This is a genomic window from Paenibacillus silvae, from assembly GCF_014639235.1.
Lineage (GTDB): Bacteria > Bacillota > Bacilli > Paenibacillales > Paenibacillaceae > Paenibacillus > Paenibacillus silvae.
In genome coordinates this window covers 1-23783 of record NZ_BMFU01000010.1, presented here as the reverse complement: position 1 = coordinate 23783, position 23783 = coordinate 1, and the positions used below count along the sequence as shown (strand labels likewise).

Sequence of the window (23783 nt, the reverse complement as noted above, 5' to 3'; positions counted from 1 at the left end):
CCTGTTATTGTAGCATGACTAGAAGGGCACAAGCCAATGATTTTGCGGGGATACCATGCATCGGTTACAATGTGAGAATAGAGCGGGGTTACTTACTGGAAGCAAAGACAGCGCTGAAGCCTGTCAGAAATGACAGTGTGCCATAGCGGGAAGGGAGGCAGTCAAGTTTGGCTGTATACAAACGGGAACTGGTCCGGCAGCAGACCCGGGGCATGCGCAGAGGCATACCTGGAGACCAGCTTGCTCTTTTTTTCAAAAAAATCATACAGCGGCATACCCCGGACGAAATTACGTTTCTGTGTATTGGTACCGATCGTTCGACCGGGGATGCGCTTGGCCCGATGACAGGTACTCTGCTGGAGGAACGCGGTATGCCTCATGTGATCGGCACATTGGCGTCTCCTTGTGATGCGGATACCTTTGCGCAAAAGCTGGCGTCTATCCCGGCACACCATGCCGTGATTGCAATCGATGCATGTTTGGGCCCGAAAAATGCCGCCGGGACATACTATGTGTCGGAGGAAGCACTGCTTCCTGCGGAAGCGGTCGGCGGTAGTTTGCCTCCGGTAGGAAAATACAGCGTGGCTGCTGTAGTGAATGTGAATGGACCAAGGCCATATTCCATTTTACAGATGACTTCACTGTATCTGGTGATGGAGATGTCCCGAGTTCTGGCTGATGCGGTATGTGAGGCCTGGAATTCCCGGGAAGCGTTTCATTCATGAGCTGAATGCTTAATAATATACAACCTGAACTATTACATTCGCGCAGAGAGAGGGATTAATATGGAAAAAGTGATGTGTGATGGAACGACGATTTGTTATGCCGAGCAGGGTAAGGGAGAAGCACTTGTGCTGCTTCACGGATTCTGCGGCAGTTCATCCTATTGGGATGAAGTGGTGCCGGAGCTGGCCCGCAGCTATCGTTGTATCGTACCTGATCTGCGTGGACACGGCAAAACGGATGCACCGGTTGGCAGCTACACGATTGAACAGATGGGCAATGATGTAGTGCAGCTGCTGGATGAGCTGGAAGTAGAGAAAGCCGTCATTCTGGGGCATTCCATGGGGGGATATATTGCGCTGGCGATTGCACAGCATCACCCGGAGCGCTTGAATGCCTTTGGTCTGATCCATTCGACAGCATTCCCGGACAGTGACGAGGCGAAGGAGAAACGTTTGCGAGCAGTATCGACCATTCAGTCTGAGGGCATCGTGAATTTTGTGGATGGACTGGTGCCAGGCCTGTTTGCACCGGAGCATGTGGAATCACTATCTGCTCATGTGAATCGTGTCAAAGAGATCGGTTACAAGACTGCACCCCAAGGTGCAATCGGAGCAGCGCTCGCCATGCGTGAGCGTACGGATCGACGCGATGTGTTGTCGGCAGCGCCGATGCCTGTACTGCTTGTGGCAGGAGAGAAAGACGGACTTATTCCACCTGAGCGTACCTTTACAAGTGACAAGCCGCATATTGTACAGGCTACAATTGCAGGTGCAGGACATATGAGCATGTACGAAGCACCAGAAGAGTTGATTCAGGTAATTAAACAATTCATGGCAGATTTATCTGACTGAGTATAAGATTGTTCCAACGATTGGGCGGATGCCCCAAAACATGATAAGGAACCCAAGTGTCCATAGAAGCCCCTGTTTGTCCGTTGATATGGACAAGCCGGGGCTTCGTTTGTTTCACTGCCCGGCTTCATACCTCAGGGGAAGCCGGACTTTCGCTTTTTTTTACGGCATGAATTAAAATAAAACCTATACACCAATGACACAGCACGTTTGATGATGATCGAAGATATGAGGGGGCGCACCGATGTTCAGGAAGGATTATCTGCTCCGCATGATGGAGGAAATGACAGAGGCGATTGGCAAAGCTTTTACACTGAGACAGCAACGCAAACATACAGAGGCCTTGTCTGAACTGGATGAGCTGATGCGCAGACAATTCGGCATGAATCTGTCTTTGCTGAACTCTCTGCCCGCAGAGGATGTAATTGAGATGTTCCGTTTTCGCGGTGTAATAGAGGTAGACAACCTGCAGCAAGCAGCGAGACTCATAGAGGAAGAGGCATATATTTATCAGGAGAAGGCCAGAGTAGAGGGCATTGATGATCGGGAGAAAATGGAAGCGGAGGATGCGGCGCTTGTGCGATTTATGCGAGCTTTGCATTTTTATCTGTATGCCATGAACCATGGTGCCAATCGCGAGCTGCTGCAAGTGCCTGATCGTATAGAGGAAGTCATAGCGCAAATTCGAGGATATGAGCTTCCGGCACGAACGGAAAAACAGCTTGCACTATATCGGGAACAGCAGGCACGATATGATGCGGCCGAGAACGGTTGGTATAGATTGCTTCATCTTGGCGCGGAGTATCCCGTGCAGTATGTGGCGGATGCGAGGGCGTTCTACGAGCGATTAACAAAGCTTACGGATGAACAGCTGGAGCAGGGCGGCTTGCCGCGAGACGAGGTTGAAGAGGGATTGACACAGCTTGAAGCTCTGGAGAGTAAACGTCAGCAGGTGAATGAATAACAGTCACTTGGAGAGGGAAAAGATTTATGGTATGGTAACGGTTGACCAAACCAAACCGAAAGTGAGATGTACCCCGTGGATTCGTTGCGAAAGCTTATACAAGATATTTTTGAACAGAACTCGCTGATTACGGCGACCTGGAGTCAGCTGCGCAGACGGGACAATGTCTCGTTTACCAAAGTGCAGGTGAAGCCGGTTACGCTGAAAAATCAGCTTCATTACCAGTTTGCTTTTCATTATTCCAATAAAGTGCTGCATGAGAATCTGACCCCGACTGAAGCGATGGAGCGCATGACTTTGTTATGTGAAGAGACATTTCGTCAGGGATTGCTCTGTACGGCAGAGGCCGATTATCAAATTCTGATCAGCAAAAAATATAAAGTATCGATCCTGACCAAGTCTCCATCCAAAACAGCAGTGGACCTGTCCCATAATCGCAAAAAGCAGTATGTGCTGGAGGAGGGCGTTCCGGTTTCTTTCCTCGTCGAGCTTGGCATTATGAATGAGCAGGGACATGTGCTTGCACGCAAGTACGACAAGTTCAGACAGATCAATCGTTTCCTGGAGATGGTGCAGGATGTCATTCCGCATCTGCCGGAAGGGCGTCCGCTGACCATCGTTGATTTTGGCTGCGGCAAGTCGTATCTGACGTTTGCGTTGTACCATTATTTATCTGTGCTGCAGCGTCGTTCCCTCAAGATTATCGGTCTGGATCTCAAGGCGGATGTAATCGAGCATTGTAATGATCTGGCCAGACGTTTGCACTATGGTGATCTGAAATTCCTCGTTGGAGATATTGCAGATTACGATGAGCTGAACGAGGTGGATATGGTGGTTACCCTGCACGCCTGCGATACGGCTACGGATGCTGCCTTAGAGAAGGCTGTACGCTGGGGAGCATCCGTCATTCTGTCCGTGCCTTGCTGTCAGCATGAGCTGTATGATCAGGTCGAGGCTTCCGTTATGAACCCGATGCTGTCTCACGGCATTCTGAAGGAACGTTTCTCCGCACTTGCTACGGACGGTATTCGTGCCAAGCTGCTGGATGTGATGGGATATAAGACACAGCTGCTCGAATTTATTGACCTCGAGAACACCCCCAAAAATATTCTGATTCGCGCCGTTCGCGGTCAGGCGGGTCAGGTGCAGGACATGTGGAGTGAATACATTGCATTCCGTGATTTTATTCAAGCCGATCCGTATCTGGAGCGTGCGTGTGCGGACCTGCTTCCGGTGGAAGGCAGCAAAACTGCGGGCAAAGTGCATAAAGAAACGCTTCAAGGTGCTGCGAAGTGTAACCTGCATTAGCTTGTGGGATGAGCGGAAGAACGGATTGCAAGTAACGCTTTGGTGAAAACGTAGCAATTGTGATGCAGCCGAAGGTAAGGAAGTTTTGGTGAATGAGCGAAAGAAAACAGTTTGATAAAACAAGACAGGTACATGTTATCTGCAAGGTCTGCACAAGTGAGGAAAGGGACATACTGATGCAAGGGTCGCCTTACTCGATGCGCAGATATTGGGATAAAGTATGGATTCTGTGACGCAGATTGGATAAATCCATGATAAAGGAAACTTGTCAGCACCTGCGTAAGTGAGGCTCATGAAAAAGATAGGACTGTCATTGTCGAACATGAACTGATCTCGCAGCTTGGCGGACATGAGGCAGAAGGACCCGAAATGGGCACCTTCTGTCTTTTTTTGTTTCCGTGATTGCTGAGAGAAGTCTTGTAAAGCTTGAAGGTGATTGAAGCGCAGAGGAGGTGTGGAATGAGAAGTGCAAACGCGAAGACAGATAAGGCTGTACGAGAGGCAGGGACAACAGGAGAATATGATGGAACAGGAGCAGGGAATAAGGCGGAAAGGGATTACAAGAAGCAAGTTAATGATGCGCGGGAAAAAGGCAGGGAAGAGCACGATCATCGATATCTTCTGCCAGGCTCGAGTGAACATGCGGAATACGGGTGCTATTTGCAAGGTCAACACAATACATATAACGGTATAGCTGGTCCACAACAAACATGTTGTTCAGGATCAAGGGTGCTTGTAACGAGATGTGCCCGAATCAGGAAAAACGAATGTGACAGGCGCAGGGTAGGATCTAGATACACAACCATCATCGGATTAAGCATGGTGGTTATTTTACTGACCGGGTGCTTGCGCAGAGGGCTGTTTAACGCTGCCGACATGTATCCGGTTATTGGAATGACAGGTGTCATCGTGGCGCTGTCGCTTGTGATGTACAGTAGAGGTGCGAGGATGCCGGAACAGGCTGCACCGGGCTTCGTGAGGTCGGAGTCCATGCATCTGCGCAGAGCTGGCTTGCTGCTGGTCGCTTTTCCTGCGGCAATGATGCTGTGTTACGCCGTACATGTCTGGGCGGGCTCGGCAAGCACGCAGGGCAGCATGGATGAAATGCTGCGCTGGAGCCTGCTGGCGATGTTTGCCCTGCTCGCGGCGCTGCTAGCCGTGAGCCCGGGTGGTGTGCGCTGGCTTGCCTGTGGCTGGCAGCTGGCTGGCGGCGTGCTTGTGCTGAGCGGCCTGCTGGCCGTGTGCGGCGTGCTGCCGCTGCCTTACGGGGTCATGCGTACAGCAGACCCCGAGATTAGCTCCGCCGGTGCAAGGCTCGGCGGATTGCTGCAGTACCCCAATGCGTACGGTGCCATTGTTGGCATGTACGCATTGGAGCGGCTGACCGCCGCCGCGGGCGTGCTGGCCGGGCGCACTGTCCCGGCCCGCCGGCTCTTCCCGGCGGTGCTGCCGCTCATGCCCGCGCAAGCCGCGCTCCTGCTGAGCGAGTCGCGCGGCGCTTTGCTGGCGACCGGCTGCGCCGCGGTCGCCGCCTTTGCCCTGCAGCGGCGCGGTGCCCGCGTGCCGCTGCTGCTGGCCGTGGCCGCGCCCCTGGCGTGCGCGGCCTGGCTCTACCGCCAGCTGGCTGCTGCCCAGCTGGCGCCTGCACCCGTGCCCGGCCTGCTGGCCGTGGCCGGGGCATGGGCAGCTGCGCTGCTCGGCACGCTGCTGCTGTGCCGTCTGTGGCACAGCGGCGCCCGCAAAGGCCGCGCCGCTGCCATGGCGGCCCTGGTGCTGGCGTGCATCGCCGCCGCACTGCTGGCCGCCGCCTCCACCGCCGATCGCTTCGCGGCGGGTGTCGGCACAGGCACATCCCGCTTACGGATGTGGCGGGATGCCCTGCAGCTGTGGACCGAGGCCGCATGGCTCGGCCACGGGGGAGACACATGGCGCACCATGTTCCGCGCCATCCAGTCCTCGCCGTACGTCGGCGGCGAGGTTCACAGCGGGCTGCTCGATCTGGCCCTGGATACGGGCCTGCTCGGCATCGCGCTGCTGTCAGGGTGGATGCTCTTCACCCTGCGCAGCATCCGCTGCTTCGCACCGCGGCTGCTGCCGCCCGTGCTGGTCTTCGTCCTGCATGGTGCAGTGGACTTCGACTGGAGCTTTGCGCTCGCCTGGATGCTCGTCATCTGGCTCGCGGCATGGGCAGCTGCGCTGAAGGCAGAGGCGGATTTTATGTCGCCGCAGCCGTTCACCAAGCACAATTCTCCAGAGGCATCCCCTGTTTCTGCTGCGAATCGAGTTCAAGTTTCAGCGTATGGAGCCGCAGGATATGCCCCTGCCCTGAAACGAGTAAGCCAGCCCTATCCATCCCGGTCCCCCGAGCGGTCAATCGTTCCCAGATTCACCTGCATCGATGTATTCGCCCGTGCCTGCAACTGCATCTATACTTGTATTCATCGGGCCTTCTCTCACCGCGTACTAGGTCAACCCAAACGTTATGCGCTCCTGCTGCTGCTTGCCTGCTGGCTTGGAGGGACAGTCTGCATGACAGTACTACACCATTGGGCTGAACTGGAGTATCGTCAAGCACGGGAAGAATGGGTGAGCAGGGAGACACGTTATGGGCATCTGCGTGCAGCCTACCGCCTGAATCCGGCACGGACAGATGTGGCTATTGCTCTTTCACGCATGCTGTCACATCAGGCAGCCACAGCAGTGCTGCTAAAAAGCTTGTCCTACGCGCCGCATGATTTCGAGCTTTATTCAGAGCTTGGACGATTGGCGGCTCTTGCAGGTAACGGATATCAGGCGGGGCAATATTGGACAGAAGCCATTGCACTGAACCGTTATGATCATCAAACCCAGAGTGCAGCGCTGTACTGGATGGAGCAGACGGCAGCGAGAGAAGTCTGGCAAGGGCGTACAGAGCAAGCCAGACAGACGGCCGCAATCGGAGTACAAATCTATGATCGTTATCAAAAGCTGGCAGTTCAGGTCAATGCAGAGCATATGCGCAATGACCGTCGTTTCCTGCTACAAGCGTCGGCTGTTACCACAGGTGAGAACTTGCGCAGGATGGCAGCGGGCTCGTTTGGGAGACCGCTAGACCTGGCTAACAAATTAAAGTAGAAACATGCAGTACCTGAAATATTTTCCGTTCAGGTCCTGTATCACGACACAGCCTGAAAACGCCTAACTTGTCCCAGTAACATCGCTATAGTCCATTTATTGAACAGCAACGCTGCTCAAGTGCCAGTGCACACCCTGTTTTTATCTATAAAACCCCAAACTTTTCTGCTACATGATCAAGGCAAGTTCCAATATGTCTTTGAACAGGCAGACGAGCCATATTCCCGTCTGCCTGTTCCCGTTTCTTTTCTTTTTACAGACGATATCCGCCAAAGGCATGTTTGAACGCCTCTTTGAGCGGTTCAGCGTCGATCTCCCACAGGGCTGCAATCTCTGCGCTGACTTCCGTATTCCACCAGTCACACAGCTTTTTGCGGTCATTGCGATGTTCTCCAATCCACAGCAGGTTGGCGATGACTTTGGCATAGTAGCATTCTTCAGCCTGCTTCATTCGTTCTGGAGAGATGTACAGCTTCAACCGCTTGGCTGTCCGGTATAATTCCTTGCTGCAGGCACGGCGAATTCCTCGGGCAGAAGGCAGGTTCTGACCGGATTGCTTATGTTTGACCGGGGGAGATCCGGGTACAGATTTGAATGACATATGCTCACGCTCCTCTCCCCATACCATATGCGGAGCCGCGTCAGCGGGATACTGTGCATGTCTCGCAAAGTAGCCACGTTCAGGGGCCTGTGATAAAATAAGGACGAAACTCCACGGTGCGGCAGGGCACCCCCATTCAGGACAAAGAAAGAGGGTTGAGATGGACGTTATTCATAACATAGTCAGCCAATTATTCGACTGGATTCAAAGCCTCGGATATTTCGGTATTATGCTTGGTTTAATGCTGGAGGTGATTCCGAGTGAAATTGTGCTGGCGTATGGCGGTTTTCTCGTTTCTCAGCATCAGATTAACTTCTTCGGGGCGATGATCTTTGGTACAGTGGGAGGGGTTCTGGCCCAGCTGTTTATTTACTGGATTGGTCGTTATGGCGGCAGACCTGTACTGGAACGCTACGGTAAATACATACTGATCCAGAAAAAACACATCGATCATTCTGAAGAGTGGTTCCGCAAGTATGGTACGGGTGTTATTTTCACAGCACGGTTTGTCCCGGTGGTCAGACATGCGATTTCCATTCCGGCTGGCATCACGAAAATGCATACAGGCAAGTTCATTTTGCTAACCACACTCGCTGTTATACCGTGGACTGCATTGTTTATATATTTAGGAATGGTTCTTGGCGATCAGTGGAAGCATGTTGACGAGAAGGCGGCGCCATTTATTACGCCAATTCTGCTCGTTGCACTGGCTCTGTTGATTATTTATTTTGTCATCAAATGGATGAATGCACGTAAAAAGAAAGGAAGTGTGAAGTAATGTCCAAGCCTAATCTATCTCACAAATTCGGTAAAGGTCTTCCGCCGAAGGAATTTATCGCAAGTATGACCAAAAATCAGAATGAATTTCAGGCGAACTATGACAGCTTTGTCTGGGCAAGTGAAGAGGATCGTGAATTTTTTGAAAGTCTGAATTATCGGGATGATCTGCGTGTGCTGATTCTGGCAGCGGATTGGTGCGGTGATGTAGTGCGCAATATCCCGGTTGTATTTCAAGCACTGGAGATTTCGGGTGTTCCAACCGAAGTGCTGATCATGGAGAATCATCCTGACGTGATGGATGAGTTTCTGACGATGGGCGGCCGCTCGGTGCCAATTGTGATTTTTGCAGATACAGGCGGACATGTGCTTGGTCAATGGGGGCCTCGTCCGCAGCATGTGCAAGAGGTTATGGTAGAGTTCAAACGACTGAACCCTGACCGTGAAGCCGCGGACTATCAGGACAATATGGCTGAGGCACGCAAAGAAATTTTGAAACGTTACGGGGAAGGAACGGAGTCCCATGCAGTGATCATTCGTGAAATGCGTGAGCTGATTTCGGGTTTTTAATTCATATGTTGAATATTCGTACATTTACACTCGGGCCGTTGCAAACGAATGCCTACCTGTTACAGGGGGAGGACCCGGGCAAAGCGGTTATTGTTGATCCAGGCATGAATCCAGGCCCACTGCTCAAAGCGATTCAGGACCTGGAGATTGAAGCGATTGTTTTGACCCATGCTCACTTCGATCATATTGGTGGTGTGGAGGAGATTCGCAAGCTCAAGGGATGTCCCGTATATCTTCATGACCTTGAAAGCGACTGGCTTACTTCGGCAAAGCTGAATGGCTCATTGAACTGGCCGCAGGTCACACCGCCGATTACGGCATCTCCCGCAGAGTTTGCATTGGATGAAGGTCAGAAGCTGAATCTGATTGGACAGTCCTTTCAGGTTTTTCATACGCCAGGTCACTCCCCGGGGAGTGTGAGCCTGCTTTGTGGAAAGCATTTGTTTGCCGGGGATGTGCTCTTTCGGATGGGGGTTGGCCGAACGGATCTGACAGGAGGACGTGAACGCGATCTGGTGGATTCCATACAGAACAAGCTGTATTCATTTCCTGATGACGTTGTTGTCTATCCGGGTCACGGTCCCAAAACAACGATAGGGTATGAGAAACAGAACAACCCTTATGTTCCCTCAAGATAATTCGACACATTATCTGAAATAGGTCTGGACAAGCGGCAAAATTTTCATTAGAATAGCTATTAGTTGTTACAAGCGTTAAGGCATCACTTAACTAAAGCGTTGAATAGAAATACCCTAACTCGCGAAGCACGCAGACTGTGGTCCATACCCGGTTTGCGTTCTTTTTTTGTTTTCAGAGCTGTATTCTCCTGTAAGTGTGTATATAGAATACATTGGATAGCCGGTTAATCTGTCATCAGAGTGATGGTGAAATCTTTATTTTAATTTATAAAACGATGAAAGTGAGAGGAATGGATGTGAGGAAAATAAGTGTGCTTCAGCTCCAGCAACTACCGGAATATACATGTCTGGATGATCGACGACTTGTGTTGAATACTGTTATGCAATCGATCATCAAAGAAACAGCTAGTCAGAAAGTATACATACCTAACGACAGTCTTACAAATAGTTATAATAACAAGCAGTCCAGTCTATATGCTGTTCAGGCAGAAACGAGCAATTGCAGATGTGATACGAGGGAAATGAGAAGCAAGAACATTAAGCTCCAGCACAACATTTGGCATAGCCATGTGCTGCAGCACGGGGCCCGCAATCAACGCTGGTTCGACAAACTGCAGGATTACCGAAATGGAGTCTGATTGCTCGGGAAATTGTCGCATTTTTTATAAGATTGCAATGCTCTGATTTGGTGTTGAACGTTTCGACACAGTCCGTCGTATTATCTTCAGATCGAACAGAAGGCAGGTGATAGCCATAATGAAGACAGCTGAGCTGGAGGAAGTCCGCAGGGCGGCAGAGGGAGATGACAGCGCACTTGCGGCACTATTACAGCGCCATTATTCATTTGTATACAAGTACCTTGTCAAAGTTACAATGGACCCTAATCAGGCTGAAGAGATCGTGCAGGACACCATGGTTCGATGTATGGAGAATATACGGCGGTATGATGGCACATCAGCGTTCTCATCCTGGATGATCACTATTGCAACCCGAATATATATAGACAAAATCCGGCGTAAGAAGAGAGAACAGAGCTGGCTTGATCTGGTTCGCCAGCAGGCGATTCGCCGTTTTCGCTGGCAGCTCGAAAGTCGAAACGAAGCGTGGACGGACGTGATGGATGCAATGACAAGGCTAACCCCTGAGCATCGCATTACCGTGCTGCTGAAGCATTATTATGGCTATAGTTATGATGAGATCGGGGCAATGCTGGGCATACCTGCCGGAACAGCCAAATCCCGTACAGCTTATGGTCTCCGTCAATTAAGAAAGGAGCTGGAGTAAAATGAGCCCATCTGATGAGTCACAGGAAAAGGAGCTGCTGCAGCAGCTGCAGCAGTCTATGAAAGCGCTGGATGATGTATGTGAACCGGCAGACATTCCTTCGCTTGCATCCCTCGAATCTCATGTCAGAGAACAGAGGCGCATCAAGCACAGAGCCAATCTGGTTGAAATGCTCTGCTTTTGGCTTGTTGCGCTGATGGTGATTACGCTGGGAACGCTGCTGTTTGTTTCAGCTCCCGCTGTATATTTAGGCATACAAGTCATGGGTACCGTTATTGGGATCATTGCTGCTTTATGGTTTGTCCGGCATCGGAAGGAGACGGTGGATCATGAATAAATTGCATTATTCACTGGAAGAGATTCCTCCAGTTCTGCTCGCTTTTCTGGCATTAATGCTCCTTATTCAAGGTACATGGATGTTTCAGGATGCACGCAAACGTGACCGGTTCCCCTGGTTATGGGGCTTATGGGGCATTACCAGCCTCCCTGGCCCGCTTCTGATCTATTGGCTGATTGTCATTCGCACGGATCGTAAACGACAGGCGGGAAGCAAAAAAAATAGATAACATCAATATGTCAGATCAAACGATGTATATAAGTTTAACTATTCATTTACACATGAACGGAGAGGGCAGAAAAAAACTGGAAAAGCGGAGCGGTCGCCTTTATCACCGGATTTTCTCTTTGGAAAAGAGAATTGAAAAAATCTGGGGATAACAGCAATTGGAAGGCTATTCTGTCATCGGAGTGGATTGTGTAAAATTTTTAGTTTAACTTATGTAGGGCTTTATAAAAAGATTTTGCACAAATATGTTGTTTGAATCTAGTATTCCTAGACATCGTTATTCTTTTCTAGTAGACTATACAAATAAATATGAATGATAGACTACCAGGAGGTTAGACGATGCTGCGATTAGGAGAGAAGGTTGTCATCGTCGCGGATGCGTTTGAGCAGAATCTTCCTGTGGGGGAATATGGATACATCATCGCTTATGACCGGAATCCGGACAATGCGTTCGATTACGTGCTTCGAGTGCCGCTGGTAAATCGGAACTTTTTTGTTCCATCCGGCGACGTCGATTTGGAAGAGGTTCTGCTGAAGCAGGAAGCTGAGCGGGTCGAGCGAGAAGCGTTGATAGATTACGCCCTTGCGACACATAACGAGAAGCTGTTTCATCACTTGATGAATGGAGAGCTTCAAGCTGTGGAAGAGGAAGAAGAAACCGCGAACGAAGTGATGTCCCAGGCGGATTTTATAAAGCAGGTTAATCTGCGTGCATGGATTTAAATGTTTGAATTTCAGGAGTCGGCTGATGCCGGCTCCTTTTTTGCATTTGCATTGAATTGTCGAACTATCTCACCTATAATTAGAAAAGTTATCTTGGGACTTTAGCCCGTTAAACGAACGCTTTGTTTTCAGGTACTGTCTCAGGCACAGAACGAATGAAGGAGGCATCCCGTAATGAGTATTTCGAATAATGACGTTCAGCATGTGGCCAGATTGGCCAGACTTAATCTGACTGCTGAAGAAGAACAGACGCTGACAGGCCAACTGAACGCGATCTTGAAATATGCAGAGAAGCTGAATGAGCTGGACACAGAACACATTGAGCCGACCACTCACGTGCTGCATGTCAGCAACGTGATGCGTGAAGATGAAACGAAGGAAAGCCTGTCGATTGAACAGGTTATGCACAACGCTCCAGAAGAAGAAGACGGGCAGTTCAAAGTGCCTGCTGTCATGGAATAACGGATCAAGAGAAGGGAGGACAAGTACTGTGAGTTTATTTGAACATTCACTACCTGAGTTACATAACAAACTGCATGCCAAAGAGCTGTCGGTCAGCGACCTGGTGGATCAGGCGTATCAGAATATTGGTGCGAACGATGACAAGGTGAAGGCTTATCTGACACTGGATGAGGAGAATGCACGCGCACGCGCACGGCAGCTGGACGACCGTCTTGTTAGCGGTGAGGAGAAAGGTTTGCTGTTCGGCTTGCCGGTAGGAATCAAGGACAACATCGTAACCAACGGGCTGCGCACAACCTGCGGAAGCCAGTTTCTTCGCAATTTCGACCCGGTGTATGATGCAACGGTTGTCGAAAAGCTGAAAGCCGCTGATACCGTCACTCTTGGCAAACTGAATATGGATGAATTCGCAATGGGCGGTTCCAATGAAAATTCGAGCTTCTCGCCTGTGCACAATCCGTGGGCGCTTGATCGTGTTCCAGGGGGCTCGTCCGGCGGTTCAGCTGCCGCGGTGGCTGCGGGAGAAGCTTACTTCACACTTGGATCAGACACGGGTGGCTCTATCCGTCAGCCTGCTTCTTACTGTGGTGTTGTAGGATTGAAGCCGACGTACGGACTTGTATCCCGTTTTGGTTTGGTGGCATTTGCGTCATCACTCGACCAGATCGGACCTTTGACCAAAAATGTAGAAGATTCTGCTTATGTGCTTCAGGCCATTGCCGGATATGACGCCAAGGATTCGACATCTGCCAACGTAGATATCCCGGATTATTTGAGCGCACTGACGGGGGATGTGAAAGGACTGCGTATCGCCGTGCCAAAAGAATATATCGGTGAAGGCGTTGATCCACAGGTCAAAGAGACGGTTCTGGCTTCTCTCAAAGTGCTTGAAGGGCTTGGCGCTACATGGGAAGAGGTTTCTCTTCCACATACCGAATACGCAGTAGCAACGTATTATTTGCTTGCTTCTTCCGAGGCTTCCTCGAACCTGGCCCGTTTCGACGGCGTACGTTACGGTGTACGTGCAGACAACCCGGAGAATTTGCTGGATCTGTATCATCAGTCCAGAAGCCAGGGATTTGGTCCCGAAGTGAAACGACGTATTATGCTTGGAACCTATGCACTCAGCTCCGGCTACTATGATGCGTATTATTTGAAAGCTCAAAAGGTGCGCACGCTGATTAAACAGGACTTTGATGATGTATTTGCCAAATATGACGTAATCATTGGACCTACCGCACCAACAACAGCATTCAAACTGGGGTCTCAAGTAGACAATCCGCTTACGATGTATCTGAACGACATTCTGACTATTCCAGTCAGCCTGGCGGGCGTACCCGCGGTCAGCATCCCTTGCGGATTCGCAGATGGGCTGCCAGTTGGCCTGCAGATTATCGGTAAAGCTTTTGATGAATCAACCGTACTGCGCGTAGCGCATGCGTATGAACAAAATACAGCATTCCACAAGCAGCGTCCGCAGCTGTAGACTGCCCGGAACGGAGGTAAATCGAAATGTCCGCAACTAAATATGAAACGGTCGTTGGACTTGAAGTCCATGTGGAGTTGCATACCAACTCCAAAATCTTCTGTGGCTGCTCTACCGCTTTTGGAGCACCGCCTAATACACACACTTGTCCCGTTTGTCTCGGACACCCGGGTGTCCTGCCTGTATTGAATCGTCAGGCTGTTGACTACGCTATGAAAGCAGCGATGGCCCTCAACTGTACGATTGCTGATGTCAGCAAGTTTGACCGTAAAAACTACTTTTACCCGGACTCACCTAAAGCGTATCAGATTTCACAATTTGACCAGCCGATTGGTGAGAATGGCTGGATTGATATTGAAGTCAATGGCGAGACCAAACGTATCGGTATCACTCGTCTGCATCTGGAGGAGGATGCAGGCAAGCTTACACACGTAGATGGCGGTTACGCTTCTCTTGTAGACTTTAACCGTGTCGGAACTCCGCTGGTGGAGATTGTATCCGAGCCGGAAATTTCCTCCCCGGAGGAAGCGCGCGCATATCTGGAGAAGCTGCGTGCGATCATGCAGTACTGCGAAGTGTCGGACGTGAAGATGGAAGAGGGGTCACTGCGTTGTGACGCCAACATCAGCTTGCGCCCGCATGGACAGGAGAAGCTGGGTACACGGGCGGAGCTGAAAAACATGAACTCCTTCCGCGGTGTACAGCGCGGTCTGGAATATGAACAATATCGTCAGGCTGAAATTCTCGACGAAGGCGGAGAAGTGGTTCAGGAGACACGCCGCTGGGACGAGGCTCAGGGCAAAACATTGTCGATGCGTGGTAAAGAGCAGGCGCATGACTACCGTTATTTCCCGGACCCGGATCTGGTTAAATTGCATATTGATGCTGAATGGAAGGAGCGTATCCGAGCATCCATTCCAGAGCTGCCGGATCAACGTAAAGCCCGTTATACAGCAGATTATGGTCTGCCAAGCTATGACGCGGAGGTTATTACGTCCTCCAAAGCGATCGCTGATCTCTTCGAAGACAGCCTCAAATATACACAGGACGCTAAATCCGTATCCAACTGGATTATGGGTGACCTGTTAGGATATCTCAATACCAATAACCTTGAGGTAACGCAGGTTCCGCTGACGGGACAGGGGCTTGGCGAGATGATTGGCTTGCTGGAGAAAGGTACAATTAACAGCAAAATTGCCAAAACCGTATTCAAGGAAATGCTGGAAAGCGGCAAGCTTCCGCAGCAGATCGTTGAAGAGAAGGGACTTGTTCAGATCAGTGACGAAGGAGCTATCCTTGCCATTGTGGAGCAGGTGGTTGCAAATAATCCGCAATCCGTCGAGGATTACAAGGCAGGTAAACAAAAAGCGATCGGTTTCCTTGTAGGTCAAGTCATGAAGGAAAGTAAAGGCAAGGCAAATCCTGCCCTCGCCAATCAACTGCTTACAGACGTACTGAACCGCTAATCCTTCCGGTGAGGCCGGACAGAAAGAGGCTCGTCCCTGTGACAGCCTCTTTTTGCTGTATAACAGACTGACACTGACGTACCGTGTCATATAGTTTCGATGATTTTTCAGCCTGAGACGAGGGAGCTGCTTTAACGATGAGAATTCAATCATTGTCTTTACGTGATGAAGATACGTTAGGCCAGTTGTGGAGACTGCAGCATATGGCTTACCGACTGGAAGCAAAGATCATCGGATTTCAGGATATTCCGCCTTTGCTGGATACGATGGAAACCTTGCAGAACTGTGGAGAAACCTTCTACGGATGCGTGGACGACGGAGATGGGGAACTGCTTGGTGCGGTCGCTGTGGCAGAGGAGGAAATAAACACACTGACCATTACACGTATGATGGTTCATCCCGATCATTTCCGTAAAGGCATTGCTGCTTCACTTATGCAGCACGTTTTTGCAGAGCATCCGGATCTGCCACGCTACATCGTGTCTACAGGCACGCGCAACCAACCCGCAGTGAACCTGTATAGACGGTTTGGCTTTGAGCCCGTGGAAGCGGTACAGATTGCACCGGGAGTGGAATTAACGACATTTCATAAGAATAAGCTTTAAGCATGTGAACAACTTAGGGGGGAACTACAACGTTGAGTGGTCCTTGGTTTATTGATGAATGGCATATTTTACTTCGTTTACTGTTGGCCATGCTGCTTGGCGGCCTGGTCGGACTGGAACGTGAGCGTTCCAATCATGCAGCTGGACTTCGAACGCATATTCTGGTTTGTCTTGGGTCAGCACTGATTATGATGCTGTCTATTTATGGTTTTAAGGATTTTGCACATGAATTAAACGTAAGGATCGACCCGGCTCGTCTGGCTACAGCGGTAATCACCGGCGTTGGCTTCCTGGGTGCAGGAACGATACTTTTCACAGGTAAATCCATTACTGGACTTACAACGGCAGCTTCGATCTGGGTTGTTGCTGCGATTGGTCTTGCAGCAGGTGCGGGTTTCTTTTTTGCCTCCATCGTTTCGACTGTGCTTGTGCTCCTGAATCTATGGGTGTTTAATAAACTAGAGCTAAGATATTTACGTGGTAACAAGCTGCATGTGATTACGCTTCATACGTTGTCTGAGCCTGGCACATTAGAGAAGGTGTCGTCTTTTATGGAGCAGGAGAAGATTAAGATTCGTAAAATTACGGTCAATGAGCAGGATCTTTCTTTTGCAGAGGTCACACCTGTCGAACCGAAAATAGAAATTGTGCTGCACGTTCAGGTGCCGCATGAATTTAAAACGATCCAAATGGTCTCCAAGCTGAGACAGTGGGAACACATGACCAAAGTCTCTATTGAATAAAGAAAATCTCAACCCTCCAATGGCAGGAATGGCGGAGGGTTTTTCTCGATATCCATTTTTCTTCCAGTTACTCTTGTGGCGCTTTAGGGTACTATCTAACCAAATGCACGATGAGCGGAAGCGAACATTTTCCGAGGAAAGGAGCAGCTATGAAGAAAGGGCAAACAGACGGCAAGCGAACGGGAAGGGCTAGGAAACCCAAAAAGGTGAGAAATAAAACGCATAAATTCATTGCGGGGCTGCTTGGTGCTGTCATTCCGGGATTGGGACATATTTATTTGCGGCTGTACATGCGCGGTTTGACTTATATACTGCTTGTATTACTTGATTTATCCGCTTTGCTGTATTTCTCGTCCATTGGCATACAGATCAATGTGCCGCTGCTAATTCTGCTCGCTCTTTGTATTCCGGTCATTTATTTTTACAATGTGTATGACGTGCTGCAATCGGCTGACTGGGTCATGATGCGCAGACGGCGTGCTGTGACACAAGCAAATATGGACAAGCCGGTGTCCGGTGAACGGCCGGAGCGGGAGCGAATGATGGTTTGGGAGCGAGGCATTTCGTCTGGACTTTTACTTATTGCGGGTGGAGCGCTGATGGTGCTGTTTTTCCGCAAACCACGCTGGTTTCAGGAGCTGATCGCAATGTACGGAGCATATTCCTTTGCGGTCCTTATGATTGCAGGTGGCTTGCTGCTGTTCGGCCGGGAAATCTGGGCTATGCTGCGCAGGAAGAAAACATAGGGTAATCGTGCAGGGAGGGAAAGGAATGAACCGTAAAATCCGGGTTGGACGTTATACGGCTGCGGCCTTGATTATAACGGTCGGTGTACTGCTCATTTTGGATAAACGGTGGGGAACAGACTACCTATATGAGGTCGTGGATTGGTGGCCATTTTTACTGGTTAGCTTCGGTGTAGAGTGGATTTTGTTGTTCCTGTGGACACGCAGGAGAAGCAGAAGGGATTCGGAACATCTATCTCCATTAGATGAACCTCAAAAAAGACGTTTTAGACCCGATGCCAAGGGCATTCTGTCTTCTTTGATTTTGACAGCCTCCGTATTTATTGTGACCGAGCAGGATCACTACATGCATTTATGGAACCGGGTAAGTCTCAATCTGGGAGCAGCTTCAATGGATTATAGCCAGGCTGCCGGATATATGGAGGATAAAGGTGTCGTTGGCGTGCCTGTACGGATGGATACTTCTGATATCGTGGTTGAGGGGGTAAACGGAGATATCACACTGCAGCGCGGTGAAACCGATGAAATCAAGGTGAAGACGGTGGTCTGGGTAGATCAGGCATCTGAAGTGCAGGCCAAGGCGGTAGCAGCGGCATCCTTTGTTGAGGTCGAAGGTGACAAGGTTATTCGTATCAAAACGACAGGAAAAGCGTATGGTGACAATGAAAAAACACAACCACGCATGAATATGACCATTACCGTTCCAGATGATCGTCGATTCAATCTTGATATTCGTACGTCCAACGGTGCGATTTTGTTAAACCGTCCTGAGGCGATCAAAACGATTGTGGCAGAGACGGGCAATGGAAGAATTCGTATTAACAATGCGGTCGGTGATATTACGGGTAAGACGCTGAACGGGGACGTGATTGTAGCCAACGCAACAGGCAATGTAGATATGGATAGCAATCGGGGGGATATGAAGGCACGCGGCGTTTCGGGAGATGTGGAATTGACGACACAAGTCGGAAGCATCAGCATTACAGACTCCTTTGGCGAGTTTATCGCTGAGACACGAAACGGAAATATTACGCTGGACAGTGCCAATCTCGGCGTCAAAGCCCAGTCATTAAATGGCAGCATTCATATTGTCTCCACCAAAGTCGGGGGAGATTGGGATGTGTACAGTGCAGTTGGCGCAATCAACATTGTGATTCCCGAGCGCGGTGATTACAGTTTGACTGGCTCCAGCAGTTACGGAGATTTGCGAACAGATATGCCATTCAACGTCAAGAACAAAACGATCGAAGGGCAGCTGGGCGAAGGAGAGTACAGGATCAAAATTGAAGGTAACAGTGACCTGACCGTTCAGCGGAATGCAGAAGTTCCCGGTTTGGAAAATAATTCAACTGAGTCGCAGGATACTAACGTAAACGGGGAAGAAACGTTGGATTCAGGTCCGAATGCCAATCCGGATACAGCGGATGACCCCGCATCGTCGCGTTGACAATAAACTTGCAATCGCCGTACAATAAATGTACACTGGCAAGGTTACACGACTAGCCAATGAAAGTTGAGACGTCCACAGCCAATGAAGGGTAGGGCGTCCACAGAATGAAAGGTAAGGCGGTGGGCTTTATGGCAACACGTGTCCAACATGCGTTGGAGCAGCTCAAAACGACCGGTGTCCGTATTACACCCCAGCGTCATGCCATATTAAACTATTTAATGGAATCGATGGGGCATCCGACAGCTGACGAAATTTACCGGGCACTCGAACCCCAATTTCCGAGTATGAGCGTGGCGACCGTATATAACAATCTGAAAATGTTTCTGGAAGCCGGTATGGTCCGGGAACTGACTTATGGAGATAATTCAAGCCGTTTTGATGCCAATGTGACGGATCATTATCATGTGATATGTGATCAATGCGGCAAGATTGAAGACTTCAGCTACCCTTCGTTAAAGAGCGTTGAGCTTCAAGCTGCTTCAAGTACGGGATTTGAAGTGCATGGTCACCGATTGGAAGTATATGGTGTTTGCAAAAGTTGCAGGGATCAATAGAGATGATTTACAATATTGACGTGTGGAATTCAGTATGGATTCTTCACGTTTTTTATTTTTAAAGGCAGCTAAAACGAGACATGAACAATACTATGGTTTGAACATGGCGCTTTATGGATTTTTTACTATCATGATGGAATTAACGGAGGTAGTCGTTTGGGTAGAAAAAGCAAATATACACGTCGTAAACGACGTTCATTTTGGCCGGGATTACTCGGAGCTTGTCTTGTGGCTGGCGGTGCCTATTGGCTTATAACCAGTCTTTGGTTGAACAAGGTCTATGAAGACCCGGATTGGCTCGGAAGAAATCAGCCTATTTTTGTAGATGGACAGCTTATGAATGAGGAAGCCCTGGGCACAGGCAATCAGCTTAAACTTCCGGTGAAAGTGCTGCAAGAATCGATCGATCCAGGGATCAGATACGAGCCTGACTCGGGGGATATCATTATTGCTTCGCCGCAACGTGTGCTTCATATGAAAGAAGACAGCACCAAGGCAGAACTGAATCATCAAGATTATCCGCTGAAAGTGAAGCCGGAGGTCAAGGGGGAGGAAGCGTATATTCCTCTTCAACCTCTGAAAGAGGTGTATGGCCTGAGCGTGCAGGAGGATACCACCACAGGTGCAGTGATTTTGATGCGTGGTGGAGATACGATACAATATGCATCGATTGATACCCGATCGTCGGATGAGGATAAAACAGTCCCGTTATATAAACGCGGCGATGAAACCTCGCCTATTCTCACCGATATGCAGCAGAACACGAGAATACGCGTATGGCAGACGGGGAAGGATCAAAGCTTTGTACAAATGGATAACGGGTATGCCGGTTATGTGAATAATGACTATGTTGTTCTGGGTGAGAAAAAAACGCTGGACACCCCGAAGTTCACACCAACTGCTGCGGAGAAAAAGTGGAAAAACAAACCGGTCAATCTGGTCTGGGAAGCGGTCTACAATCGTCAGCCGGATGTAAGCTCAATCGGGAAGATGCCAGGGGTCAATGTGGTAAGCCCGACATGGTTCCATATTACGGATGGCAAAGGCGCAGTGAAAAGCAAGGCGGATCAATCTTACGTTAATTGGGCTCATCGTTCAGGGATGGAAGTATGGGGACTGATGGATAACAGCTTTGATCCGGACATTACTAAGGACGCGCTCTCGACCTACGCCAAGCGTACACATATCATTGAACAGATGCTGGCCTATGCTCAAACGTACAGACTGGATGGCATTAACATTGATTTTGAAAATGTGTATACCGATGATGGGGCCAACGTGACCCAGTTTGTTCGTGAAATAAAGGCGATGGCTCGCATTCATGGACTGATGTTATCCGTAGATGTTACGCCAAAATCGAATAGTGAAATGTGGTCTGCCTTTTTGGATCGGCGCGGATTGGGAGCTTTTGTTGATTATATGATGGTGATGGCATATGACGAGCACTGGGCAGCCAGTCCCAAAGCAGGCTCTGTAGCCTCGCTTCCATGGACGGAGTCTTCGGTGCGGCGTATCTTGGAAGAAGATGAGGTGCCTGCGGACAAGCTGGTTATGGCGGTTCCCCTGTACACACGCATCTGGACTGAAAAAGAGAATGAACAAGGGGAGATTAAAGTATCCTCCAAGGCTGTCGGAATGAACACCGTGCAGGAACTGATCAAGGAGAAGAAGCTTAAACTTGTGCTTGACCAGGCAAGTGGGCAGAACTACGTGGAATACAAGGAAGATGGAGCTGTCCAAAAGATCTGGATTGAAGATGCGGTATCCCTGCAAGCAAGAGTAGAGCTGATTGCTTCGCTTAAGCTGGGCGGAGTGGCAGCATGGAACCGAAGCTTTGCCAATGCATCCGCATGGGAAACGCTCAAGCAAGCGGGTTACTCTAAATGATGTTGAACTGATCCTTTTATAATTTTATTCAACGCTAGCAAGTAGAAGGTCCGGTAGAGTATACCGGGCCTTCTTTATTTTTTATTGGCAGGGAGGTGTAATTGTAAAGCTATTCGGTAGGTGCAGCGGGAGGGGCATTCGTCTCTATAGGCGTACTCATCGTATTGGCTTTGCTTGGGTCCATTGTAAGGATCGTATGACAAAACATGCAGCGATCTGTCTTGCCCAGCATCTTGGTTAGCTTGCCGCATTCAGGGCAATCGACCTGTACAGCGCTGGTTGAGAGCATTCCGGCCCAGAAATAAATGATTAAACTGCCAAGCATAGCGACAAGCCCTATAACCAGTCCTACAGCTGCGATGACTTTTCCGGCGTGTCCCCAGAACACGATTCCGGCTGTACCCAGGATCATTAGGCCCATGCCTAGCATGGTTAAGAGTAATCCCCAAGTGCGAAAAGCATTAATTTTTGCTGATTTAAAAATCATGAAAAATGCTCCTATCGTATGAGTAGTATTGGACTCGAAAAAGAAGGAAACGTTGTACTTCATGTAGAATTACATTATAACTGACTTGGCGCCATTCTGCCATGAATTGTATAAATTGTATGGAGGGAATCGTGGAATTAAAGAACCTTGCTTTTTTGTCTGAACAGTCGGAAGAGACAGGGGCAGTTGGGGCTATCGCTTATTCCCATCCGGGAGAGCGATTCCACGGCTCCCTGATTCAGGATTTTGACTTGCTGGTATTGATTGTCCTCAATACAGATCAATCCACATCAACTGTTGAACATTACAGATACGGTGATCTTCGTTATCAGTTGATCTATGCCAGCTGGTCTGAATTGCAGATTACTGCGGTTACAGGAGAGCACTATAATCTCATGCAATGCCTGATTGAAGGGGAAATCATCTGGGAAACGGATGATCAGATTACTCAATTGCGTGAAGAATTGTCTTCATTCGGCAATGAGTTGCGGGAGCAAAAACTGTTTCATGAGTTCACCAGTTTTCTGAGAATGTACGTTGAAGCCAGGCGTCATATGCAGCAGGGCCATGTTGTGGATGCGTATTATGATGCGCTTAAGGCTCTGGGGAACTGGGCCAGAATTGTACTTATTGAGCAAGGCATGTACCCTGATCATGCCGTCTGGACTCATATACAGCAGTTGGATCGTGCACTGTGGAAGCTCTATCAGGAGCTTACGGTAAGTTCCGAAACGCTGGAACAGCGGGTGGAGTTGATTTTGCTAGCATGCGAGTTTTCGGTTATGTCCAAAATGGAGGAATGCTCCGAACTTCTACTGCGGGTGATCAGAAGCCGGAAAGAACCGTGGAGTATTCATGAACTGGTTCATCATCCTCGACTGAGATTTGTGCGAGAGGATCTTCCGCTTGTACTTCGTAAACTGGTTCTTCGTTCTATTGTAAAGGAATCTGCGGGTTGGCCCTCTCTTGAAGGGGAAGGGCGTGAAATTCGCTATTGGATTGAAGCATGACATCCTCAAACATTTAAAGTGTTATGCCTAGTGTAAAGGAGGGGAAACCTTCCTTTTTTGTTTGTTTAATAATTTATAAGTTTGGTGTTGACTCTTGTCTGATGAATATGGTACATTATATTTCGTTCCCCAAATGAGTGAAACAACCATTTGTTTGAGGGAAAGTGAAGAACAAAAAGAATTTCTAAAAAAGTTCTTGACGAAAACAAATGAAATATGTTACATTATTCAAGTCGCCGCCGAAACTTGGTTGAGACAGAATGAAGTAAATAAATCATGTTTGATCTTTGAAAACTGAACAACGAGTGAGTAATCATTCTGCTTGCAGAATGAACGTGAAGGTTTTTGGTGCAAGCCATCTGGCTGTATGGAAACTGGAACAACAATGAGATTTATAATCTCGTCAGATTCAAAATGAGCTTATCGCTCTTTTCAATACTTTATTGGAGAGTTTGATCCTGGCTCAGGACGAACGCTGGCGGCATGCCTAATACATGCAAGTCGAGCGGAGTGGATAGGAAGCTTGCTTCCTTGAGACTTAGCGGCGGACGGGTGAGTAACACGTAGGCAACCTGCCCTCAAGCTTGGGACAACTACCGGAAACGGTAGCTAATACCGAATACTTGTTTTCTTCGCCTGAAGGGAACTGGAAAGACGGAGCGATCTGTCACTTGAGGATGGGCCTGCGGCGCATTAGCTAGTTGGTGAGGTAACGGCTCACCAAGGCGACGATGCGTAGCCGACCTGAGAGGGTGATCGGCCACAC

Annotated in this window: 25 protein-coding genes and 1 rRNA gene; 24 read left to right on the top strand and 2 right to left on the bottom strand. The window is 49.3% G+C overall.

Annotated elements, in window-relative coordinates; all coding sequences use genetic code 11:
• The first annotated feature begins 167 nt into the window (after nt 1-167).
• The 6 genes from yyaC (at nt 168) to IEW26_RS30670 (ending at nt 6963) form a co-directional block, all read left to right on the top strand.
• Nucleotides 168-725 carry a spore protease YyaC gene (yyaC, locus tag IEW26_RS23925; RefSeq protein ID WP_229730003.1) on the top strand — a complete coding sequence of 186 codons (558 nt, stop codon included), beginning with the start codon at nt 168-170 and terminating at the stop codon, nt 723-725.
• 60 nt (nt 726-785) lie between these two features.
• Nucleotides 786-1577, top strand: coding sequence for an alpha/beta hydrolase (locus tag IEW26_RS23920; RefSeq protein WP_188594200.1), 792 nt, complete (start codon nt 786-788; stop codon nt 1575-1577).
• Nucleotides 1578-1821: 244 nt separating this feature from the next.
• Nucleotides 1822-2541, top strand: coding sequence for a DUF6483 family protein (locus tag IEW26_RS23915; RefSeq protein ID WP_188594199.1), 720 nt, complete (start codon nt 1822-1824; stop codon nt 2539-2541).
• 66 nt (nt 2542-2607) lie between these two features.
• Nucleotides 2608-3849 carry a class I SAM-dependent methyltransferase gene (locus tag IEW26_RS23910; protein ID WP_229730002.1) on the top strand — a complete coding sequence of 414 codons (1242 nt, stop codon included), beginning with the start codon at nt 2608-2610 and terminating at the stop codon, nt 3847-3849.
• Nucleotides 3850-3941: 92 nt separating this feature from the next.
• Nucleotides 3942-4082 (top strand): hypothetical protein, encoded by a 141-nt coding sequence (locus IEW26_RS23905; RefSeq protein ID WP_188594197.1) that lies wholly within the window; start codon nt 3942-3944, stop codon nt 4080-4082.
• A gap of 226 nt (nt 4083-4308) precedes the next feature.
• A complete protein-coding gene (locus IEW26_RS30670) occupies nt 4309-6963 on the top strand; it encodes an O-antigen ligase family protein (protein WP_308423565.1) in 2655 nt (884 codons plus the stop codon).
• 253 nt (nt 6964-7216) lie between these two features.
• Here the strand turns inward: IEW26_RS30670 and IEW26_RS23895 are convergent, their stop codons facing one another.
• Nucleotides 7217-7564 carry a dehydrogenase gene (locus tag IEW26_RS23895; RefSeq protein ID WP_188594195.1) on the bottom strand — a complete coding sequence of 116 codons (348 nt, stop codon included), beginning with the start codon at nt 7562-7564 and terminating at the stop codon, nt 7217-7219.
• 160 nt (nt 7565-7724) lie between these two features.
• Between IEW26_RS23895 and uptA the strand changes: the two genes are divergently transcribed.
• The 16 genes from uptA to IEW26_RS23810 all read left to right on the top strand — a co-directional run bounded on the left by uptA (nt 7725) and on the right by IEW26_RS23810 (nt 21520).
• Nucleotides 7725-8342, top strand: a complete 618-nt coding sequence (gene uptA / locus IEW26_RS23890; RefSeq protein WP_188594194.1) for an undecaprenyl phosphate transporter UptA — start codon at nt 7725-7727, stop codon at nt 8340-8342.
• Nucleotides 8342-8911 carry a thioredoxin family protein gene (locus IEW26_RS23885; RefSeq protein ID WP_188594193.1) on the top strand — a complete coding sequence of 190 codons (570 nt, stop codon included), beginning with the start codon at nt 8342-8344 and terminating at the stop codon, nt 8909-8911. The genes uptA and IEW26_RS23885 overlap by 1 nt, the downstream gene beginning before the upstream one ends.
• A 5-nt stretch (nt 8912-8916) precedes the next feature.
• On the top strand, nt 8917-9549 hold the full coding sequence (locus tag IEW26_RS23880; protein WP_111268421.1) for an MBL fold metallo-hydrolase: 633 nt from the start codon (nt 8917-8919) through the stop codon (nt 9547-9549).
• 756 nt (nt 9550-10305) lie between these two features.
• Entirely contained in the window at nt 10306-10833 is a 528-nt protein-coding gene (gene sigY / locus IEW26_RS23870; protein ID WP_188594191.1) for an RNA polymerase sigma factor SigY, read from the top strand.
• 1 nt (nt 10834) lies between these two features.
• Nucleotides 10835-11170 carry a YxlC family protein gene (locus tag IEW26_RS23865; RefSeq protein WP_188594190.1) on the top strand — a complete coding sequence of 112 codons (336 nt, stop codon included), beginning with the start codon at nt 10835-10837 and terminating at the stop codon, nt 11168-11170.
• Nucleotides 11163-11399 (top strand): sigmaY antisigma factor component, encoded by a 237-nt coding sequence (locus tag IEW26_RS23860; protein ID WP_188594189.1) that lies wholly within the window; start codon nt 11163-11165, stop codon nt 11397-11399. Before IEW26_RS23865 ends, IEW26_RS23860 begins: the two co-directional genes overlap by 8 nt.
• 338 nt (nt 11400-11737) lie before the next feature.
• A complete protein-coding gene (locus tag IEW26_RS23855; RefSeq protein ID WP_111268426.1) occupies nt 11738-12121 on the top strand; it encodes an ATPase in 384 nt (127 codons plus the stop codon).
• A 174-nt stretch (nt 12122-12295) separates the two neighbouring features.
• Nucleotides 12296-12583 (top strand): Asp-tRNA(Asn)/Glu-tRNA(Gln) amidotransferase subunit GatC, encoded by a 288-nt coding sequence (gene gatC / locus IEW26_RS23850; RefSeq protein ID WP_111268427.1) that lies wholly within the window; start codon nt 12296-12298, stop codon nt 12581-12583.
• A 28-nt stretch (nt 12584-12611) separates the two neighbouring features.
• Entirely contained in the window at nt 12612-14069 is a 1458-nt protein-coding gene (gene gatA / locus IEW26_RS23845; protein WP_111268428.1) for an Asp-tRNA(Asn)/Glu-tRNA(Gln) amidotransferase subunit GatA, read from the top strand.
• Between the two features lie 26 nt (nt 14070-14095).
• Complete coding sequence (gene gatB, locus IEW26_RS23840; protein ID WP_111268429.1) at nt 14096-15535, top strand: Asp-tRNA(Asn)/Glu-tRNA(Gln) amidotransferase subunit GatB; 1440 nt, start codon at nt 14096-14098, stop codon at nt 15533-15535.
• A 137-nt stretch (nt 15536-15672) separates the two neighbouring features.
• Entirely contained in the window at nt 15673-16140 is a 468-nt protein-coding gene (locus tag IEW26_RS23835) for a GNAT family N-acetyltransferase (RefSeq protein WP_188594188.1), read from the top strand.
• 32 nt (nt 16141-16172) lie between these two features.
• The gene (locus tag IEW26_RS23830; protein ID WP_111268431.1) at nt 16173-16883 is read left to right on the top strand and encodes an MgtC/SapB family protein; all 711 of its coding nucleotides are present in this window, start codon (nt 16173-16175) and stop codon (nt 16881-16883) included.
• A 206-nt stretch (nt 16884-17089) separates the two neighbouring features.
• Nucleotides 17090-17629 carry a hypothetical protein gene (locus IEW26_RS23825; protein ID WP_229730001.1) on the top strand — a complete coding sequence of 180 codons (540 nt, stop codon included), beginning with the start codon at nt 17090-17092 and terminating at the stop codon, nt 17627-17629.
• Nucleotides 17630-17654: 25 nt separating this feature from the next.
• Nucleotides 17655-19076, top strand: a complete 1422-nt coding sequence (locus tag IEW26_RS23820; RefSeq protein WP_188594186.1) for a DUF4097 family beta strand repeat-containing protein — start codon at nt 17655-17657, stop codon at nt 19074-19076.
• A gap of 131 nt (nt 19077-19207) precedes the next feature.
• Nucleotides 19208-19633 carry a peroxide-responsive transcriptional repressor PerR gene (gene perR / locus IEW26_RS23815; protein WP_110898428.1) on the top strand — a complete coding sequence of 142 codons (426 nt, stop codon included), beginning with the start codon at nt 19208-19210 and terminating at the stop codon, nt 19631-19633.
• A gap of 156 nt (nt 19634-19789) precedes the next feature.
• Nucleotides 19790-21520, top strand: coding sequence for a glycosyl hydrolase family 18 protein (locus IEW26_RS23810; protein WP_188594185.1), 1731 nt, complete (start codon nt 19790-19792; stop codon nt 21518-21520).
• Between the two features lie 109 nt (nt 21521-21629).
• On the opposite strand, the gene IEW26_RS23805 is transcribed toward IEW26_RS23810, so the two are convergent.
• Nucleotides 21630-22007: a DUF2614 family zinc ribbon-containing protein gene (locus IEW26_RS23805; protein WP_188594184.1), complete on the bottom strand. Its 378-nt coding sequence runs from the start codon at nt 22005-22007 to the stop codon at nt 21630-21632.
• Between the two features lie 131 nt (nt 22008-22138).
• Between IEW26_RS23805 and IEW26_RS23800 the strand changes: the two genes are divergently transcribed.
• Both IEW26_RS23800 and IEW26_RS23795 read left to right on the top strand, forming a co-directional pair.
• Complete coding sequence (locus tag IEW26_RS23800) at nt 22139-23017, top strand: nucleotidyltransferase-like protein (RefSeq protein ID WP_229730000.1); 879 nt, start codon at nt 22139-22141, stop codon at nt 23015-23017.
• A gap of 440 nt (nt 23018-23457) precedes the next feature.
• Nucleotides 23458-23783: ribosomal RNA gene (locus tag IEW26_RS23795) — 16S ribosomal RNA — on the top strand; the annotation flags it as partial.